The sequence below is a fragment of the Bradyrhizobium sp. CCGUVB1N3 genome, from assembly GCF_024199925.1.
GTDB lineage: Bacteria > Pseudomonadota > Alphaproteobacteria > Rhizobiales > Xanthobacteraceae > Bradyrhizobium.
Map to the genome: position 1 here is coordinate 8439681 of NZ_JANADR010000001.1, position 19036 is coordinate 8458716.

At 64.2% G+C, this 19036-nt stretch carries 18 protein-coding genes; 16 read left to right on the top strand and 2 right to left on the bottom strand.

Going from position 1 to position 19036, the window contains the following annotated elements; translation table 11 throughout:
• The first annotated feature begins 16 nt into the window (after positions 1-16).
• From NLM33_RS39860 to NLM33_RS39880, 5 genes are all read left to right on the top strand, one after another.
• Positions 17-1117 (top strand): LLM class flavin-dependent oxidoreductase, encoded by a 1101-nt coding sequence (locus NLM33_RS39860; protein WP_254103881.1) that lies wholly within the window; start codon positions 17-19, stop codon positions 1115-1117.
• A complete protein-coding gene (locus tag NLM33_RS39865; protein ID WP_254103883.1) occupies positions 1114-2052 on the top strand; it encodes an ABC transporter substrate-binding protein in 939 nt (312 codons plus the stop codon). Before NLM33_RS39860 ends, NLM33_RS39865 begins: the two co-directional genes overlap by 4 nt.
• A gap of 328 nt (positions 2053-2380) precedes the next feature.
• Entirely contained in the window at positions 2381-3226 is an 846-nt protein-coding gene (locus tag NLM33_RS39870; RefSeq protein WP_254103885.1) for a CmcJ/NvfI family oxidoreductase, read from the top strand.
• Between the two features lie 103 nt (positions 3227-3329).
• Positions 3330-3629 carry a septal ring lytic transglycosylase RlpA family protein gene (locus NLM33_RS39875; RefSeq protein ID WP_254103887.1) on the top strand — a complete coding sequence of 100 codons (300 nt, stop codon included), beginning with the start codon at positions 3330-3332 and terminating at the stop codon, positions 3627-3629.
• Positions 3630-3707: 78 nt separating this feature from the next.
• Positions 3708-4877 (top strand): Gfo/Idh/MocA family protein, encoded by a 1170-nt coding sequence (locus tag NLM33_RS39880; protein WP_254103889.1) that lies wholly within the window; start codon positions 3708-3710, stop codon positions 4875-4877.
• A 219-nt stretch (positions 4878-5096) separates the two neighbouring features.
• On the opposite strand, the gene NLM33_RS39885 is transcribed toward NLM33_RS39880, so the two are convergent.
• Positions 5097-6407: an ABC transporter substrate-binding protein gene (locus tag NLM33_RS39885; protein ID WP_254103890.1), complete on the bottom strand. Its 1311-nt coding sequence runs from the start codon at positions 6405-6407 to the stop codon at positions 5097-5099.
• A gap of 461 nt (positions 6408-6868) precedes the next feature.
• On the opposite strand from NLM33_RS39885, the gene NLM33_RS39890 reads away from it, so the two are divergent.
• The 4 genes from NLM33_RS39890 to NLM33_RS39905 all read left to right on the top strand — a co-directional run bounded on the left by NLM33_RS39890 (position 6869) and on the right by NLM33_RS39905 (position 11673).
• Entirely contained in the window at positions 6869-7999 is a 1131-nt protein-coding gene (locus NLM33_RS39890) for a sugar ABC transporter substrate-binding protein (RefSeq protein WP_254103891.1), read from the top strand.
• Between the two features lie 65 nt (positions 8000-8064).
• Positions 8065-9612, top strand: a complete 1548-nt coding sequence (locus NLM33_RS39895; protein WP_254103892.1) for a sugar ABC transporter ATP-binding protein — start codon at positions 8065-8067, stop codon at positions 9610-9612.
• Positions 9605-10717, top strand: coding sequence for an ABC transporter permease (locus NLM33_RS39900; protein WP_254103894.1), 1113 nt, complete (start codon positions 9605-9607; stop codon positions 10715-10717). The genes NLM33_RS39895 and NLM33_RS39900 overlap by 8 nt, the downstream gene beginning before the upstream one ends.
• Positions 10714-11673 carry an ABC transporter permease gene (locus NLM33_RS39905; protein WP_254103896.1) on the top strand — a complete coding sequence of 320 codons (960 nt, stop codon included), beginning with the start codon at positions 10714-10716 and terminating at the stop codon, positions 11671-11673. Before NLM33_RS39900 ends, NLM33_RS39905 begins: the two co-directional genes overlap by 4 nt.
• A 27-nt stretch (positions 11674-11700) precedes the next feature.
• Here the strand turns inward: NLM33_RS39905 and NLM33_RS39910 are convergent, their stop codons facing one another.
• Complete coding sequence (locus tag NLM33_RS39910) at positions 11701-13089, bottom strand: PLP-dependent aminotransferase family protein (protein ID WP_254103898.1); 1389 nt, start codon at positions 13087-13089, stop codon at positions 11701-11703.
• A 330-nt stretch (positions 13090-13419) separates the two neighbouring features.
• Between NLM33_RS39910 and NLM33_RS39915 the strand changes: the two genes are divergently transcribed.
• From NLM33_RS39915 to NLM33_RS39945, 7 genes are read left to right on the top strand one after another with little or no spacing between them, the layout of a single operon-like run.
• Complete coding sequence (locus tag NLM33_RS39915) at positions 13420-13902, top strand: MSMEG_0572/Sll0783 family nitrogen starvation response protein (protein WP_027526573.1); 483 nt, start codon at positions 13420-13422, stop codon at positions 13900-13902.
• Positions 13903-13940: 38 nt separating this feature from the next.
• Complete coding sequence (locus NLM33_RS39920) at positions 13941-14996, top strand: Nit6803 family nitrilase (RefSeq protein WP_254103900.1); 1056 nt, start codon at positions 13941-13943, stop codon at positions 14994-14996.
• On the top strand, positions 14923-16041 hold the full coding sequence (locus NLM33_RS39925; protein WP_254103902.1) for an MSMEG_0568 family radical SAM protein: 1119 nt from the start codon (positions 14923-14925) through the stop codon (positions 16039-16041). Before NLM33_RS39920 ends, NLM33_RS39925 begins: the two co-directional genes overlap by 74 nt.
• Positions 16038-16586 carry an MSMEG_0567/Sll0786 family nitrogen starvation N-acetyltransferase gene (locus NLM33_RS39930; RefSeq protein ID WP_254103904.1) on the top strand — a complete coding sequence of 183 codons (549 nt, stop codon included), beginning with the start codon at positions 16038-16040 and terminating at the stop codon, positions 16584-16586. Before NLM33_RS39925 ends, NLM33_RS39930 begins: the two co-directional genes overlap by 4 nt.
• A 2-nt stretch (positions 16587-16588) precedes the next feature.
• Positions 16589-17584, top strand: coding sequence for a sll0787 family AIR synthase-like protein (locus NLM33_RS39935; protein WP_254103905.1), 996 nt, complete (start codon positions 16589-16591; stop codon positions 17582-17584).
• Positions 17581-18747 carry an MSMEG_0565 family glycosyltransferase gene (locus tag NLM33_RS39940; RefSeq protein ID WP_254103907.1) on the top strand — a complete coding sequence of 389 codons (1167 nt, stop codon included), beginning with the start codon at positions 17581-17583 and terminating at the stop codon, positions 18745-18747. Before NLM33_RS39935 ends, NLM33_RS39940 begins: the two co-directional genes overlap by 4 nt.
• Positions 18740-19027: an MSMEG_0570 family nitrogen starvation response protein gene (locus tag NLM33_RS39945; protein WP_254103909.1), complete on the top strand. Its 288-nt coding sequence runs from the start codon at positions 18740-18742 to the stop codon at positions 19025-19027. The genes NLM33_RS39940 and NLM33_RS39945 overlap by 8 nt, the downstream gene beginning before the upstream one ends.
• The last annotated feature ends 9 nt before the right edge of the window (positions 19028-19036 follow it).

A 19036-nucleotide genomic window follows, 5' to 3' on the forward strand; every position in this document is an offset into this window, starting at 1 on the left:
AACAAGGAGACGATCAATGTCGATCGAGTTCATCGGTTATATCAGCAACAACAATTCGTCCGAGACCATCGTCCGCGACGGGCCGGTTCTCAATCCGACTCATATCGAGGCGGTCGCCAAGGCGCATGAGAATGCCGGCTTCGATCGCGCGCTGCTCGCGTTCCATTCGACGAGTCCTGACGCTCTTCAGGTGGCTCAGCATGTCCTCAACGTCACCGACCGCCTCAACGTGCTGATCGCGCAACGACCCGGATTCACCGCGCCGACGCTGCTGGCGCGGCAGTTCGCGGTGCTCGATCAGTTCTCCCGCGGCCGCGTCGCCCTGCATGTCATCACCGGCGGCAATGCCACCGAGCTTCGGCAGGATGGCAACACGCTCGACGACAAGGACGAGCGTTACGCTCGCACGTCTGAGTTCCTCGACGTCGTCAGGCTGGAATGGACCAGCGATAAGCCGTTCACCTACAAAGGCAAGTATTACCAGGTCGAGAACGCCTTCTCGCAGGTGAAACCGTATAATCCGGACGGCATCCGCATCTATTTTGGCGGCGCATCGGATGCAGCGATCGACGTCGCCGGCAAGCACGCCGACACCTTCGCGCTCTGGGGTGAGTCCTACGCCCAGGTGCGCGACGTCACCTCGCGCGTGCATAACGCAGCCGTCAGGCAGGGGCGGGCTACACCGCGCTTCAGCCTCTCGGTCCGGCCGATCATCGCGCCGACCGAGAAGCAGGCCTGGGAGAAGGCGGAAGCGATTTTGGCGCGCGCGAGCGCGCTTCAGGACAAGACCGGCTATCGCAAGCCGGCCGACGGCCATGCCACCGCCGGCGCGCGCCGCCTGCTCGCGCTCGCCGACCAGGGCAGCCGCATCGACAAGCGCCTCTGGACCGAGATCGCGAAACTCACTGGCGCCAATAGCAACACCACCGCGCTCGTCGGCACGCCCGAGCAGGTGGCCGAGGTCTTCGGCGACTACTACGATCTCGGCATCTCGCACTTTCTCATCCGCGGCTTCGATCCTCTGATCGATACCATCGAATACGGCCGCGAGTTGATTCCGTTGACGCGCGAACTGATCGCCAAGCGTCAGGTCGCCCGCGGCGAGGCCGCGGAATGATCCGGCTCATGCTGGCCGGGGCGCTGCTGTTCGGTTCGATCGACCTTGCAGCAGCGCAAACCACTTTGCGTGTCGGTGATCAGAAGGGCAATGCGCGGGCCGTAATGGAAGCGGCAGGCCAGCTCAACGATGTGCCCTACAAGATCGAGTGGAAGGAGTTTCCTGCGGCCGCGCCGCTGCTCGAAGCGCTGAGCGCCGGTGCGATCGAAACCGGGCTTGTGGGCGACGCGCCCTTCACTTTCGCGGCAGCCTCTGGCGCGCCGGTGAAGGCGATCGCGGCGATCCGGCAGACGCGGGAGGGGCTGGCGATCCTCGTACCCGAGAACTCGGCGATCAAAAGCTTTGACGATCTGCGCGGCAAGAAGATCGCAACCGGCCGCGGCTCGATCGGCCATCAGCTCATCCTCGCGGCGTTGGAGAAGAATGGCTGGAGCGCGGGCGACGTGCAGATCACGTTCCTCGCGCCGTCGGATGCGAAGATCGCCTATACCCAGGGCTCGGTCGATGCGTGGTCGACCTGGGAGCCTTATGTCAGCCAGGAAGAAGTGCTGTTCAAGTCGCGCCGCGTCATCACCTCGGAAGGCCTGACGCCGGGCCTCAGCTTTCAGGTGGCGCGGCCCGAAGCCATCCGCGACAAGCGCGCCGAGTTGACGGATTTCATCCGGCGCCTCACCGCTGCGCGGGCCTGGTCGATCAACAACGTGAACAGCTACGCCGAGACCTGGGGCAAGCTGATGAACATCCCAACTGCTGTGCCGCTCAACTGGCTCTCGCGCGCAAAGATCCGCATCGCGCCGATCGACCATAGCGTGGTTGTGGACGAGCAGGCCACGATCGATCTCTATTTTCGCTGGGGTCTGATCAAACAGAAGCTCGACGCTGCCGATATCGTCGATCGCTCCTTCTCGGACGCGATCGCCAAGGTGGGGCTCTGAGCCAATCTCTCTTGTCCCGGACGCGGCGCAGCGTGCAACGCTGTGCCGCTGAGCCGGGACCCATGCCGCATACCAGCTCTCTGCTACATAGGCCCCGGCTCAGCAGCGCACCACTGCGTGATGCGCTGCGTCCGGGGCGCGAAATCTCACGCGCTCCTCAAGCGTTCGTGAAGCGGGAACGGAGTTTCCCGCTGCGCGGTCATCCTCGAAACGTTCCTTCTGCGTTTGGTCTCGTCGGCGACAACCGCATCGCTATTTGCAGTGCCTCCCTTGCAGCGCGATGCGTGCCGTCAAAAATCAACCAGACGACCACATCGGGAGACCGGCCATGGGCCTGCAACAAACAAAAATCGAATCGCTTCCCTTCGTCACCGCCGAGCTCAACTATCTCGCACCCACGCAAGGCAAACCCCGCACCTATGCGTTTGATCCGCCGCCGGGCGAGCCGAAGAGCACCTCATTGCCCGAGCCGCACCAGGTCCCGATCTTCGATGGGCGTCTGATTGCGGACAACTTCTCGCTCGATCGCCAAGGCTTCGCGCTGGTGCGCCATCCGACCCGCGTGAAGGATCTTTACAACGACGAGGAGGTGAGGGCGGTCTACTACCCCGCCGTCGAAGCGTTTCTTCGCGCGACGCTGAAGGCCGACCGCGTCGTCATCTTCGATCACACCGTGCGCAAGCGCGTCGATGGCGCCGCCGATATCCGCGGCGCAGGTCCGCGCCAGCCCGCAACGCGCGTCCATGTCGACCAGACGGTCACGTCGGGCGCCAACCGTGTGCGCGAGCATCTGCCTGAGGAGGCTGAGGAGCTTCTCAAGGGTCGCGTGCAGGTCATCAATCTCTGGCGCCCGATCCGCGGTCCCTTGCGCGATTCCCCGCTCGCCATGGCCGACGGCACGACGGTTGCGCCCGACGATCTCGTCGCCTCCGACCTGATCTACCCCAATCGCCGGGGCGAGACGTATTCGGTGAAGTACAATCCGAACCATCGCTGGTTCTATTTCCCGGAGATGACGCCGGACGAAGCGCTGCTCCTGAAGTGCTACGATTCCGAGACCGACGGCCGAACCCGTTTCGGGCCGCACACCGCCTTCGTCGATCCGACCACGCCGGCCGATGCACCCGCGCGCGAAAGCATTGAGCTGCGAACGCTGGTTTTTCACCAACTGTAACAATGTGTGATGGCATTGCCGGTCTTGGACCGGCAGTGCCGCGGGAACTTCACTGGCAGGTCGGAGTTTGCAGCGCCAGGCAGGGCCAACCCGGAGGGGTGCCGTGCGAGCGTTGACGGTTTTATTGTTCTGTCTTGCTACCTTTTCTCTCGCGCACGCCGAAAACGGACTTGCCTCATATTACGGATACGGAAAAGCCGCGAGGAACGGCGACCTGACGTGTGCCCACCGGACGCGCCCCTTCGGCAGCGTGCTCACGGTGTCCTATGGTGGCCGCTCCATTCAATGCCGAGTCAACGATCGCGGTCCGTTCATCCGCGGTCGCATCGTCGATCTCTCCGTGCCCGCCGCCCGCGCGCTCGGGATGATGAGCAGAGGTGTGGTGCGCGTTTCAGTGCAGTAGGCTTGCGTCGTGCAATAGGCATGCGTCGGCCCGCGAGCTCGCTATAATGCCTCCAAACCAATGGTGGGGGCATTCGCAATGGCAAGGATCAGGGTGGGCCTCGTGGGCTGCGGCTTCGTGTCGGAGCTGCACATGTATGCGTTTCGGCGCGTCTATGGCGTGGATGTCGAGGTGGCGGCGGTGGCCGCGCGCGGTGACCACGTCGTCGAATTCGCCCGCCGTCACCAGATCCCGCGCAGCTATCGCAGCTTCTCCGACCTGATCGCAGATGCTGATATTGACGTCGTCGACATCTGCACGCCGCCCAATCTGCATGCGACGATGATCGTTGCGGCGATGCAGGCCGGCAAGCACGTGATCTGCGAAAAGCCCTTTGCCGGTTATTTCGGCCGCGAGGGCGACAAGCAGCCAATCGGGAAGCACGTGCCGAAGTCGTTGATGTATGAGCGTGTGCTGGAAGAGATGGAGGCCACGCGCGACGCGATACAGCGGACCGGCAAGCTCTTCATGTATGCCGAGGACTGGGTCTACGCGCCGGCGGTGACCAAGACCGCGGAGATCATCAGGGCGACGAAGGACAAGATCCTGTTCATGAAGGGCGAGGAGAGCCACTCCGGCTCGCATGCCGCGCACGCCGCGCAATGGGCAATGACCGGCGGCGGCTCGCTGATCCGCATGGGCTGCCACCCGCTGTCGGCCGTGCTGTACCTGAAGCAGGTCGAGGCGAAAGCGCGTGGCGAGGCGATCGGCGTTGCCAGCGTCACCTGCGACGTCGGCAACGTCACCGCCGGTCTCAAGCCGGAGGAGCGCACCTACATCAAGGCCAATCCGGTCGACGTCGAGGATTGGGGCACGCTCACCGTCACCTTCTCCGACGGCACCAAGGCGACGGTGTTTTCCGGTGACATGATCATGGGCGGCGTGCGCAACCTGATCGAGACCTACACCAGCGGCGGCTCGCTGTTCGCCAACATCACCCCGAACACGCATCTGATGAGCTACCAGACCAGCGAGGAGAAGCTCGCCTCGGTCTACATCACCGAAAAGGTCGATCGCAAAACCGGCTGGCAATATGTCTGCCTCGAAGAGGAATGGACGCGCGGCTATTTGCAGGAGATCCAGGATTTCATGGAGTGCGTGGCGACAGGACGGCAACCGCTGTCGGATCTGGCGTTGGCGTATGAGACGATAAAGGTGAACTACGCCGGTTACTGGGCGGCGGACGAGGGGCGGCGGGTGGTGTTGTGAAAGCCCGATGAGCTCCCTACTTTAGCCAAAAGCACGCTGCTTTCCCTTCTCCCCTTGCGGGAGAAGGTGGCGCGAAGCGCCGGATGAGGGGTTCTTTCCGCGAATACGCTGCGACAGGTTCACGCGCGGAGGGAGACCCCTCACCCGGCTCGCCGCTGAAGCGGCGAGCCACCCTCTCCCGCAAGGGGAGAGGGTGCACCGTCATCGCGGCAGCATGTATTACGCGCCGTAGGTCGATCCCTTCGGCAGCGGAAACACTGGGTCCTGCGTTCTGATATTCGTCGGCCACACCACCGAGATGTGCTCGCCGGCATTCTGCATCACGACCGGCGTCGAGCGCTCGTTCTGGCCGGAGAGCGGCGTACCCGGCGGGAAGAACTTTACGCCGTAGCCCTGGATGGTGCCGCCCGCGGGGATATCGACATCGAGTGCGGCCTTGCGGATCGCATCCGGTTCGAAACTGCCGTATTTCTCCTTCGCCACCGGAAGCACGTTGTTGAGCAGCACCCAGGTCTGGTTGAAGCCCATCGAGCAGTGCGGCGGCACGTCGGTCGCGCCGGTCTTCGTCTGATAGCGCGAAACCATGGTCTTGATGAGATCGCCCATGCCGGGGGCGAGCTTCGACGGATCGAGCAGCTGCGCGGGCACAGGGTCGATGTTGCAGAAATTGTCGATGTCCGCACCAAACGTCGCGCGCAGCTTGTCGAGCTGGCTGTAGCCGGCACCGGCGCCGAACAGCATCTTGAAGCGCAGGCCGCTCTCGCGTGCCTGGCGCAGGAACAGCGTGATGTCCGGATTGTATCCGGCATGCGAGATCACGTCGGCCTTGGCGCGCTTGATCTTGGTGACGAGTACCGAGAGATCGGGCGCGGAGGCCGAATACCCCTCTTTCAACGCCACCTGAAATCCAGCCTCCTTGGCATAGGCCTCGTCGGCGGCAGCCACGCCGACGCCGTAGGGGCCATCCTCGTGGATCAGCGCGACCTTGACGTCCTTCGGATCCATGCCGAGCTTGCCTTTCGCATGCTCGGCGAGGAAGCCCGCGAAGGCCTGGCCATACTGGTCGGAGTGAATCTGCGCGCGGAAAACGTATTGCAGGTTCTTGTCCTTGAACACGGCGGTCGAGACCGCGGTCGTGATCCAGAGGATCTTCTTCTGCTGCTCGACCTTTGCCGCGAGCGGCACCGCGTGTGCACTTGCATAGACGCCGATGATGATGTCGACCTTCTCCTGGTCGATCAGGCGCGTTGCCTCGTTGATCGCGACGTCGGGCTTGCTCTGGGAGTCCGCGGCAACGGGGACGATCTTGGTCTTGCCGCCGATGCCGCCCTTCTCGTTGACGAGGTCGATCGCGATCTGCGCGCCGATCGAGGACGCGACCGAGCCGCCCGCCGCAAACGGGCCGGTCAGATCGTAGATCACACCGATGCGCAATGTTTCAGCTTGTGCTTGGGCGCGTGTCCAATCGAGGCTGAGTACGGCGGCGGCAGCCGCCGAGGTCTTCAGCAGCGTCCTGCGTGAAGTCGGCATCCTATCCTCCCTCTGGCCCGGCGTTTGCGACCGGCTTCATTCTTATTTGGCCGAGTATTTGGAGGGGGTGGTGGAAAGTCAACATGCGCCGCGCTAGGCAATTCGGACATGCCGCGATGTGCTGCGCCGGCGATCGCTGCCGGGATTTCCGGATCACGTGTCGCATCGCACTGGAGGCTCGGCGCCCACCGCGATCATTTTCCCCTGAGTATCATTCTTTTTGCGCCTTCATCGGTGCGTCCTCACACGCGCTGTGCGAGGCCGCACCGCCTCCCGTTTTTGTGATGGATTTTCGCTGGCCTGTTCGGCGCAAGCCGAGGGCGACGAGCGGCGTTCGGCTTGTGCGCATCGCGGGTTGCGTGCCATCCTAGCCGGGCAAATTGCATGGGAAGCCCAATTCCCGGCATGGCCATCGCGCCAGTTTAAGGGTTGGAAACGCAAAACGCTCAAGGAGAAGGGACATGGAATGGACGCATCGTCTTGCAGGGCTGGCTTGCGCCGGTCTCCTGCTATCCCCGGTCAGTGCTTTGGCAGGCCCCAAGGTGGTGTCCGGTCCGGGCGCCGATCCCGGATGTTTCAAGCCTTGGTCGAGCCAGACCAAGATATTCCAGTGGGATAAGAAGCCGGGGCCCTACAAGATCGCCCTCGTCAACGGTTTCGTCGGCAACACCTGGCGCATCCAGATGGTGAAGACGGCGAAGGCTTTTGCCGAGCAGCCCGGCATCAAGGAGAACATCAAGGAGTTCAAGGTGGTCTCGACCGGCACCGATGTTGCAGCGCAACTCGGCGCGATGGAGGACTTCATCAATCAGGGTTTTGACGGCATCGTCACCATCGCGGTGGCGCCCGACGGCTTCGACCGCATCATCCGTCTCGCCGACAAGAACAACGTGGTGGTCGTTCCCTTCGACAACGTCCTCGACACCGACAAGGTGATGATGGTCAACGAGGACCAGAAGGAAATGGGCCGCATGTCGGCGAAGTGGATCATGGATGAGAGCGGCAAGAAGTCCGGCGACATCCTCGAGGTCCGTGGCCTGCCCGGCAATTCCGTCGACCGTGATCGCCATATCGGCTTCCGCGAGGTGATGGAAGCGCCCGGCAACAGCTTCAAGATCACCGAAGTGGTCGGCAATTGGGATACCGGCACCTCGCAGAAGGTGACGGCGGACGCGCTTGCGGTGCACGGTCATTTCGACGGCGTGTTCACGCAAGGCGGCTCCGACGGCACCGTGCAGGCGATGATGTCGGCCAAGCATCCCTTCGTGCCGATGTCGGGTGAGGGCGAGAACGAGTTTCGCAAGCAGATCGCCGATCACGCCAAGGACGGTCTCAAGGGCATGTCCTACGGTCAGTCGCCGGCGCTGGTCGCCATTGCCATGAAGGCGGCAATCTCGGCGCTTCAGGGCAATCCGATGCCGCAGCTGATCTCGATCCCGATTCCGGTCGCGACCTACAAGGATCTCAAGCCTGGCACCAATTACTGGCCCGACCTCAACGCGAACTTCTTCGCGCCGAACCAGTTCACGCCCTGCGGCGTGAATTTCACCGCGCCGGAGATCATGTCGCAAAGCGAAAAGAACACCCAGTGACAAGGCTGGAGATGTCATGCTTGCGGCCCGGCCTTGGCCGGGCCGCCGCTGCGTGAGGAGGCGCCATGTCGGATGCGGTGCTGACACACGGAGCCTTCCTCGAGCTGTCCGGCATTTCCAAACGCTACGCCGGCGTGCGGGCGCTCGAGGCCGTCGACTTCGCCTGTGAACGCGGCAAGATCCACGCCGTGCTGGGCGAGAACGGCGCTGGCAAATCGACGCTGATCAAGATCATCGCCGGCGTGGTGCAGCCCGACAGCGGCCGCATGCGGCTCGACGGACATGAGGTGAGCTTCGCGACGCCATCGGCCGCCAATGCGGCCGGTGTTGTCTGCATCTTTCAGGAACTGTCGCTGATGCCCGACCTCTCGGTCGCGGACAACATCTCGATCGCTTCGCCGCCGCGCCGATTCGGCCTGATCGATGCGCGGGCGCAGCGCCGCCGCGCCGAGGAGCTGCTGGCCGAGATCGGGTGCGAGGACGTCAACCCGCTGATGCGCGTCCGCGACTTGCCGCTGTCACGCCGCCAGATCGTCGAGATCGCCAAGGCGCTCGGCAAGAAGCCGCAACTTTTGATCCTGGATGAGGCGACCTCGGCGCTCACCAGCGCCGACGTGGAGAAGGTCTATGCGATGCTGGCGCGGCTCAAGTCCGAGGGCGTTGCCATTCTCTACATCTCGCACCGCATGCATGAGGTCGAGGCGCTTGCCGACCGTGCCTCCGTGTTCCGCAACGGGCGCCATATCGAAACCTTCGACAAGGGCAGGCGCTCGACCGCAGAGATCGTTCAGCTCATGATCGGTCGCGACATCGCGGCTCAATACCCTGCCAAGCCGGCCCGTACCTCGGTGAAGCCGATGCTGGCGCTCGACAACCTGTCCTGGGAAGGTCGTCTCGACCGCATCTCGCTTCGCGTCGGCGCCGGCGAGATCGTTGGTCTCGGCGGCCTCGACGGCCAGGGCCAGAAATCCCTCCTGCTCGCGCTTTTTGGCGTGCTGCGCGGCATCTCCGGGCGCGTCTCGGTCGAGGATCGCGAGGTGCGGCCAGGCTCCCCGGCAGCAGCGAAGTCGGCGGGCATTGCACTGGTGCCCGAGGATCGCAAGACGGAAGGCCTGATGCTGCCGATGTCGATTGCCGACAATCTGGTGGTCGCCTCGCTCGACGCGATCTCGACCGGACCTCTGGTCGACCGTGCCAAGGAGAGCGAAGCCGTCAAGCGCGCCATTGCGCGGCTCCAGATCAAGATCGGCGCGCCCGGCGATGCGGTCTCGACGCTGTCGGGCGGCAACCAGCAGAAGGTGGTGCTCGCCAAATGGCTGATGACCGAGCCGCGCATCATCCTGCTCAACGATCCCACGCGCGGTATCGACGTCGGCACCAAGCAGGAGCTCTACCGGCTGATGCGCGAGCTCGCCGACCAGGGCGCCGCCATCCTGTTCTACTCGACCGACTATGACGAATTGATCGGCTGTTGCGACAGGGTGGCGATCATGTATGACGGCCGTATCGTGCGCGAGCTCGAGGGCGATGAACTCACCGAGACCAATATCATCGCGAGCGCGCTGAACATCGATGCCGCAGCGTCGGCGGGTGTCGGAGCCGTCCATGCTTGACGATGTTGCCATCCGCGTCCGCCAGAACGTCGGCATCGTCACCGCCGTCCTTTTGTTCTGCGTCCTCTATGTCCTCTACAACCTCGCGCACCCCAAGGGCTTCTCCTCGGCCGTGCTGGTGCAGAACGGCGACGAGATCTTTGCGCTAGCCATGCTGGCCATGGCCCAGACCGTCCCGGTGCTGGCGTCGGGGCTCGATCTCTCGGTCGGCGCCGTCATGACCATGGTGGGATGCTTTGCGAGCTACCTGCTCACGGGGGCGGCGGGAGGGGCGCCGCTGCATCTCGATATCTTCGGCCTGCATCTTTTCCTCGGCACATTTCCCGGCGGCATCGGCGGAATTCTGCTCGGAATCGTGGTGTGCCTCGCCATCGGCGCACTGGCCGGCTTCGTCAACGGCTGCGTCGTCGTTTATGGACGCATCCAGCCGATCATTGCCACGCTCGCGACCGGTGCGGTCTATATCGGCATCGCGCTGTTCCTGCGGCCGACGCCGGGCGGCAAGATCGACGAGGATCTCAACTGGGCGCTGACCAATTCGCTCGGCGATTTCGCCGCGACCGTGCACATTTTCGACGATGGTGCCGCAAGCTGGTTTGCACCGGTGGCCTGGATTCCGGTGCCTTTCGTGCTGCTGGTCCTGATCGCGCTCCTCGTCTGGGTGCCGTTCCGTCGCTCGGTGCTCGGCCGCGCCGTCTATGCGGTCGGCTCGGCGGAAGGTGCGGCCTATATGTCGGGACTGCCCATCGACCGCGCCAAGATCGCGGCCTTCACGCTTGCCGGCTTCTTCGCCGGTTGCGGAGGACTTTTCCTGGCCATCCAGACCTCCTCGGGCAATGCCGACATTCCGCAGGCCGGCGCCTATACGCTCAACTCCATCGCCTCCGTCGTGATCGGCGGCACGTCGCTGCTCGGCGGCACCGGCAGCGCGATCGGCTCGATCTTCGGGGCGATGATCCTGCGCGTGATCTCCTTCTTCTTTCGCATCTTCGATATTGCGCCCCTGCTGCAACCGCTGTTCGAGGGCCTGATCCTGCTGGCGGCGGTCAGCATCGGCGCGCTCGGCGTCTTGCGCGTCAGGAACACGCTGGAGCTCTTCCGATGACGTCGGCCTCTCTCAGCCTCTCGCGCGACGACCGCCCGATCCTGATTGCGGCGCTGTTCATCTTGGTCATCCTGGTGGCGGGCACCGTTTACACGTTCGCCCGTTTCGGCAGCGCGCCGCTGCTGTCGCCGACCTATCTGTTGCAGCAGCTTCAGATCGGCGCCTTCCTCGGCATCGTGGCGGCCGGCATGATGATCGTGATCCTGATCGCCCAGATCGACCTGTCGGTGCCGTGGACGCTCGCAGCCGCCGCCATGATGGCGACGTCGATCGGCGGACCGCTTGCCATTCCCGTTGGCCTCGGGATCGGGCTTCTGGTCGGGCTCGTCAACGGCATCGGGGTTGCCTATCTGCGCGTGCCGTCGATGATCTTCACGCTGGGCGTCAATGCGGTGATGCGCGGACTGATGGTTGCCCATACCGGAGGCTACGCGCCGCAGACGGCCGCCACCGATTTGATGCGGACGCTCGCCGCCGACCGCACGCTCGGCATCCCCAATGCGTTGTTCGTCTGGGCTGCGGTGTCGGTGCTGGTCGCCGTCATGCTCCAGCGCACGGCACTCGGCCGTTACATCTATGCCATCGGCAACAAGGAGGCGGCGGCGTATCTCGCCGGCGTCGACACGCGTCGCGTTACCGTGGTCTGCTTCGTCATCTGCGGTGTCGCGGCCGCGCTCGCCGGCGTCCTGCTCGCAGGCTATTCCACAAAAGCCTATCAGGGCATGGGCGACGCCTATCTGCTGCCGTCGATCGCGGCGGTGGTGATCGGTGGCACCAACATCCTGGGCGGCCGCGGCCGCTATCTCGGCACGCTGATCGGGGTCGTGCTGATCGTGCTGCTCAACAGCGTGCTGTCGATCATGGACATGCCCGAAGCCGGCCGGCAGGTGATATACGGCCTCGTCATTATCTTCATGCTGCTGGTCTATGGGCGCGGCGAACGCGTCACGAGCTGAGCGACGCGCGAGCGCACATTTGATGGATCAGAGAAACGACGATGCCAGAGCGGGCGTTTCGACCAGCGCATGAGCGGTGTACTCGAGTGCGACTCTGATCTGGGCCCGGGTCGCGGGTCCGCCGATGCATACTCTCACGGCCTCGGGAGGCGGGTCGCTCACGACAAAGGCGTCGCTTGCGACGACACCGATGCCGGTCTGCCGCATATGCTCCACGAAAGCCGACCGGTTCCATGGTTCGGGCAGTGCAACCCATAGGTTGAAGCTCAGGGGATCGCCGCGATAGGACCCCTTGGGCAGGATTTCGGCGGCAAGCTTCTGCCGCGCCGAGGTCTCGGCGCGGATGAACCGCAACATCGTATCCGCGGTGCCGTCTTCGATCCATCGCGTAGCGAGCGCCACGGTGAGTGGCGAGGCCATCACGGTCGCCGACCTCAACGCAGAGGCAAACGGCCAGGCCGAGCGCGTATCGGGCACGACGACATAGGCGGTCCGCAATCCAGCGCCGATGCATTTTGCCAGTCCCGCGACGTGCCAGGTCAGATCGGGCGCGATCGCAGCGAAGGGCGCGTGGCCGTGGCCGTGCTCGGGAATGAAGCCATAGGCGTCATCCTCGATGATCGGCAGCTTGAACCGCCGTGCGATTGCCACGATCTCGCGCCGTCGCGGGTCCGGAATCGTCAGGGTCGTGGGGTTCTGCAGCGTCGGATTGAGGTAGATGGCCTTGGGCTTCAGTTTCTTGCAGGCATCGGTCAGCGCCTGCGGCTCAATGCCGTCGTCATCCATCGGCAGGCCGACGAGGGTGATGCCGAGCTGCGCGGCGATGGATCTGATCCCGGGATAGGTGATGGCCTCGCACAGCACCACTTCGCCTGCTTTCGCCAGGATCGAGAGGATGCCGAGCAGCGCCGGATGCGCCCCCGGCGAGACGAAGATGCGGCTCTGTGCCGGCACCAGCGCGCGGCGGCCGAGCCAGCTCGACGCGGCATCCTTGTCGGCCTGCGTGCCGCCAAAACCCTGGTAGCGCAGCAGCGATACGATGTCGCGCAGCACGTGCTCCGCGCCGGCCTGCATGCGCTCGATCAGTTCGGGATCATCGGGCTCGGGCGGCAGGTTCATCGACAGGTCGACAGGGCGGGGCGGGAAGCTCGTCGCCGAGCGCCGCGGGCGCGGCTTGTCACGAACGAAGGTTCCCTGTCCGACCTTCGATTCGATCAGCCCGCGCTTCTGAGCCTCGACATAGCCGCGTGCAACGGTGGTGAAATCGACATCGAGGCGCTTCGCCAACTTCCGTTGCGGCGGCAAGCGGTCACCGATCACAAGCCGTCCGGCGGCGATATCGTCGGCAATCGCATCTGCGATTGCGAGATAACGAGGTTTGTCGCTGTTCGAGAGATCGGGTCGCCAATCGGCCATTGCTCAGTCCCAGGAATTACGTCAGTAGAATTGACTGTATATTGTTGCAAGCTTCAACGCAATTGTGTTGGGCTCGTTGGTTGCCTTTGAGAGGCGGCCTGTCCGGTGTGTTGCACAACGATCGAGCGCGCTGCTCAGTATTTTTCAGGCAGTATTTTTCGACCGTAGCGCAAGCATATTCAAATCCAGTCAGGTCTCCAGTCAACAGTGACTGCATAATTGAATGTAAATTGTATGTCGTGATGATTTGTAGTGCAGAACGCCGCTTGGCACATTGATTGCAAAACCTGATCTCGATCCGGGAGGCCCGGACGTGAACAGGAGGTGTCTATGCCAGCAGTGAACATGCCCGCGCGTCAGAAGGGCGACTTTCTTGTCGATTATGAAGAGAAGGTTTTCGAGGACGTCAAAGCAAAACCGGGTGAGAAGGCGCTGGTCACCTTCCACACCGTCGCGTTCGAGGGCTCCATCGGCCTCGTCAACATTCTCCAGGCGTTGCGCCTGAAGCGGAAGGGTTTTGAGACGTCGGTCCTGCTCTACGGTCCGGGCGTCACGCTCGGCATTCAGCGCGGCTTCCCGAAGATCGGCGACGAAGCGTTTCCCGGCGCGCAGAACTTCAACAACCAGCTTGCGAAATTCATGGACGAGGGCGGCAAGGTCTATGCCTGCCGGTTCGCGCTGCAGGCGCTCTACGGCCATGGCGAGCCGTCGCTCATTCCTGGCATCCGGCCGATCAATCCGCTCGATGTGCTCGATCTCATCCTGCTCCACCGCAGGGACGATGCGTTCATGATCCACACCTGGACCGTCTGACCTCGGTTGGCTCACGCGACGGACGAGGGAGGAGCGCAGTGACAGCGAAACGCACGATCAGAGCTGGCGCGATACAGATCGCGCCGGATCTGGAGACGCCGACCGGAACGGTCGACCGGATTCTGGCGGCCATCGCAGAGGCGGCCGGCAAGGGAGTCCAGTTCGCCGTTTTTCCGGAGACGTTCGTTCCCTGGTATCCGTATTTCTCCTTCGTCCGTCCGCCGGTGCTCAGCGGCGCCGAGCACATCCAGCTCTACGACAACGCCGTCGTCGTGCCGGGCCCCGTCACTGACGCCGTGGCCCAAGCGGCCAAGCGTCATGGCATGGTGGTGGTGCTCGGCGTCAACGAGCGCGATCACGGCTCGCTCTACAACACCCAGCTCGTGTTCGACGCGAACGGGGCGCTTCTGCTCAAGCGCCGCAAGATCACCCCGACGTTCCATGAGCGCATGATCTGGGGGCAGGGCGATGGCGCCGGCTTGAAGGTGGTCGAGACGGCGGTCGGCCGTGTCGGTGCGCTGGCCTGTTGGGAGCATTACAACCCGCTCGCCCGCTACGCGCTGATGGCCCAGCATGAAGAAATCCATGCCGCGCAGTTTCCGGGATCGCTGGTCGGGCAGGTCTTTGCCGACCAGATCGAGGTGACGATCCGTCATCATGCGCTGGAGAGCGGCTGCTTCGTCGTCAACGCCACCGGATGGCTGACCGAGGAGCAGATTGCTAAAATCTCGCCCGAGGAAGGTCTGCGCAAAGGCCTGCGCGGCGGCTGCATGACCGCGATCGTGTCGCCGGAAGGCAATCATTTGGTGCCGCCGCTGACCAGCGGCGAAGGGATCCTCGTCGCCGATCTCGATCTCGCACTGATCACCAAGCGCAAGCGGATGATGGATTCGGTCGGCCATTACGCCCGGCCGGAGCTGCTTTCGCTGGTGCTGAACGACCGACCCGCGCGCCCGATGCACGGCTTTCACCCGAACCGCCTCATGCCCATTCCGGGAGACCAATCAGATGAGACCGCAGATGCCGCAACCCAAGGCGATGCCGACCGAGCAACTGATCAACGAGTTGCAGTCCTTCGGGGTCCGGCTCGCTGATCCCAAGACCGGCGGAACCGGCCGCCGCGGCGGCGCCGGACCGTCCGATCACACGCCGTTCACGATCGACGGCGCGACCGTGATGATTCCGGTCCACAATGCGCCCGCCTTCGAGAGTCCGTATCTTGTCGAACGGCCGGACGCGGCCGGGCGCAGCCGCATCTCGCGCGACGGCGTGGTGCTCGCCGACGTCTCGTTTCCGTTGCGGCCAAAATTCTACGACCGCACGACCGAGGACGGCATCCCTTACTGGAAGATCGCGACGCTGCACGGGCGGGACGTGCTCGCCACGACCGTGCTCCAGACCTGCATTCGCTACCAGAGCCGCACCAAGACCTGCCAGTTCTGCGCCATCGGGCAATCGCTTGCGGCGGGACGCACGGTCGAGCGCAAGACGCCGGCGCAGCTTGCCGAAGTCGCCAAGGCGGCCGTCGAGCTCGATGGTGTCCGCCACATGGTGATGACGACGGGCACGCCGCATACCACCGACCGCGGCGCCGGCATCCTTGCGGAGAGTGCGCAGGCGGTCAAAACCGCCGTCGACCTGCCGATCCAGGCGCAATGCGAGCCACCCGATGACGATGCCTGGTTTCAGCGCATGAAGGATGCTGGCGTCGACGCGCTCGGCATGCATCTGGAGGTGATCGGGCCCGCCGTGCGGCAGAGGATCATGCCGGGCAAGGCGCAGGTGTCGATCGAGGCTTATATGGACGCCTTCGCTGCTGCCGTCCCGGTCTTCGGGCGCGGGCAGGTCTCGACTTACATCCTCGCGGGCCTTGGCGATGAGCCTTCCGAGATTCTCGCGCTATCGCGCCGGCTCATCGATGTCGGCGTCTATCCTTTCGTGGTCCCCTTTGTGCCCATCGCCGGCACGCCGCTGGAAAGTCATCCGACGCCGTCTCCGGCCCTCATGCATGAGATCCTGCGTCCGCTGGCCGAAATGCTGCGCGCCGGCGGCCTGAGCGCGACCGACATCAAGGCAGGCTGCGGCAAATGCGGCGCCTGCTCGGCCCTGTCCACCTACGAACGCGGAGCAAGCGCATGATGTTCGAGCCGTTCAAACCGTTTGTCGCGCCCGAATTCCAGGTCAAATTCGCAACCGAGATCTGGGAGCGAAGCGCCGCTAGCGCTTTGCGGCACAAGGTGTTCTGCGAGGAGCAGCACGTGTTTGCGGGCGATGATCGCGACGCGGTCGACGAGGTCGCCATTCCGCTCGTGGCGGTGTCGCTGCTCGGCGTGGCCGAGGATGAGGTCGTCGGCACCGTGCGCATCCACGCCGACGAGCACGAGGCGGACGTGTGGTGGGGCTCACGACTTGCCGTTGAAAAGAACTATCGACGGCTCAGCGCCGTCGGTGCCGGCCTGATCCGGCTCGCCGTCTCCTCCGCCCATGCGCGCGGTTGCCGCCGCTTCCTTGCCAATGTGCAGAGCCAGAACGCTCTCCTGTTCCAGCACATGCACTGGCGCTCGCTCGGCGAGTTCGATCTCCACGGCCGGCCGCATCATCGCATGGAGGCCGACCTCGATCACTATCCGCCGTTCCAGACGCCCGAGACCGGCTTCCTGTCGCTTGCGAAGCTGGCGGCCTGATCATGTTGACGGACGCCGCACTCACAAGCCTCGCCGAAAGGCTCCGCCAAAGCCGCGGCATCGCGGCCAAGGCAGACATTGCGGCTGTTGCGGCCGCGCTCGATCTGTCGGGTAGCGACGTCATCGCGGTGGGAGATGACTGTGCGGCCATCCCAGATGGCGACGGCTACACTCTGTTCGCCATCGAAGGCTTCATGAACGAATTCGTCGCCGCGGACCCCTGGTTTGCCGGCTGGTGCGGCGCCATGGTCAACATTTCCGACGTCGCCGCGATGGGCGGACGGCCGACCGCTATCGTCAATGCGATCTGGTCCAACGGTGAGGACAAGGCCGCGCCCATTCTCGAAGGATTGAAAGCTGCTGCGAAGACTTTCGGTGTGCCGGTTATCGGCGGGCATACCAATGTGCGCAGCAGCCAGAGCCAGTTTGCCGTCGCGATCCTCGGCCGTGCCAGGCGGCTTCTCACCAGCTTCGACGCCCGGGCGGGTGACAAGCTTGTTGCGGCGATCGATCTGCGCGGGCGCTACCGCGAGCCGTTCGCGAACTGGGAGGCCGCGACGGACGCACCGGCGGAACGGTTGCGGGGCGATCTGGAGATCCTGCCGTCCATTGCCGAGTCCGGACTTGCGCTCGCAGCCAAGGACATCAGCCAGGGCGGTATCGTCGGGACTGCGGCGATGCTGGCCGAGTGTTCGCAAGTCGCCATCACGCTGGACATTGAGGCGATTCCGATTCCCGCCGGTGCGCCGCTCGAGCGCTGGCTGCTGACGTTTCCGAGCTTCGGCTATCTCCTGTCGGTGAAGCCCGAATACGTCGACGAGACCCTTTCGCGCTTCGAGCGACGCGGCATCGCAACGGCCGTGATCGGAGAGGTCAGTGTAGGGACGACCGTTGACATTCGCGCCGCTTCCAACCGCGCAACGGTCTGGGACTTCGCGGCGCAGCCCCTGATCGGCTGTGCGCCAGGTCAGCGCAATCAGCGACGGAGCGTGGCATGAGCGGCGGTGCGTCCCAGCTTCGTATCGCGATCCTCACACACTCGACCAATCCGCGCGGTGGCGTGGTGCACGCGCTTGCGCTTGCGGACGCCCTGGCGCATCTCGGCCACAGGCCGGTCGTGCATGCGCCAGACCCCACAGGCAAAGGCTTCTTCCGCCGCAGCGTCGCGTCGACGCGCTCCGTGCCTGCATCGCCCGCATCGGGCGACGTCGTCGCAATGGTCGAGGCGCGCATTGCGGACTATGTCAGGCATTTCGAGGATCCGGCGCATCCGCAGTACGACGTCTTCCACGCCCAGGACGGCATCTCCGGCAACGCGCTTGCGACACTCAAGGAGCGCGGCCTGATCCAGCGCTATGTCCGCACCGTCCATCACATCGATGCATTCAGGGACGAGCGGCTGCGCGAGCTCGATCGTCGCTCGATCGTTCACGCCGACGGCCTGTTCGTCGTCAGCCGGTTCTGGCAGGAGCAGCTGAAAGCGGAGATGTCCCGTGCGGCGACGCTTGTCGGTAACGGCGTCGACACGGCGCGCTACTCGACCGTCTCGGCATCCGCGGACCAGGTTCTGCGCGCCCGGCTCGGCCTTCGCGCAGGTCCGATCCTGCTCTCGATCGGCGGCGTCGAGCAGCGCAAGAATACGCTCGGCATTCTCGATGCCTTCCAGCAGGTGCACGCCATGCACCGGTCGGCGCAGCTCGTCATCGCCGGCGGCGCGTCGCTCCTCGACCATGGTCTCTACCGGCAACAGTTCAAGTCGAGACTGCGGGACGCCGGACTGCCGGCGGATACGGTGATCGAAACCGGTCCGCTGGTGGATGCCGAGATGCCGTCGCTCTATCGCCTCGCCAATGTGCTGGCGTTTCCGTCCTTGCGTGAAGGTTTTGGCCTGGCCGTCCTGGAAGCGATGGCCAGCGGTGTGCCGGCGGTGGTGTCGCACATTGCACCGTTCACGGAATATCTCGGCCCCGACGATGTCGCCTGGTGCAATCCGCATCACGCGGGCTCGATCGCGGATGCCATCCTCAGCGCGCTCGCCGAGCCCCTGCGCTCGGGCCTGATCGCGAACGGCCTCAGGGTCGCGCGGCGTCACGACTGGAGCCGCACAGCCAAGGCTCACCTGGCGACCTATCAGGACATGCGCGAGGTGCATTATGCCTGAAATGCAGTTCCACGTGCGCTGGCCCGATGAGCGGAGCGAGGCCTGCTATTCGCCCTCGCTCGTCATCAAGGATCATTTCGTCCCGGGCACGACCTATGCGCTCGCTGATTTTCGCGAACGCAGCCGCATTGCGCTGACGATCGCGGCCGAGCGTGTCCGCGAGAAGTACGGCTTTCTCTGCTCGCGCGCGCTCGGGCAACTCGCCCGGATCGAGGCAACGGCCGCGCAGTTCGAGGCCATGCCGGGCGCATCCGTCACCATCGTCTCGTTTGAAGAATGACAGGAGCTG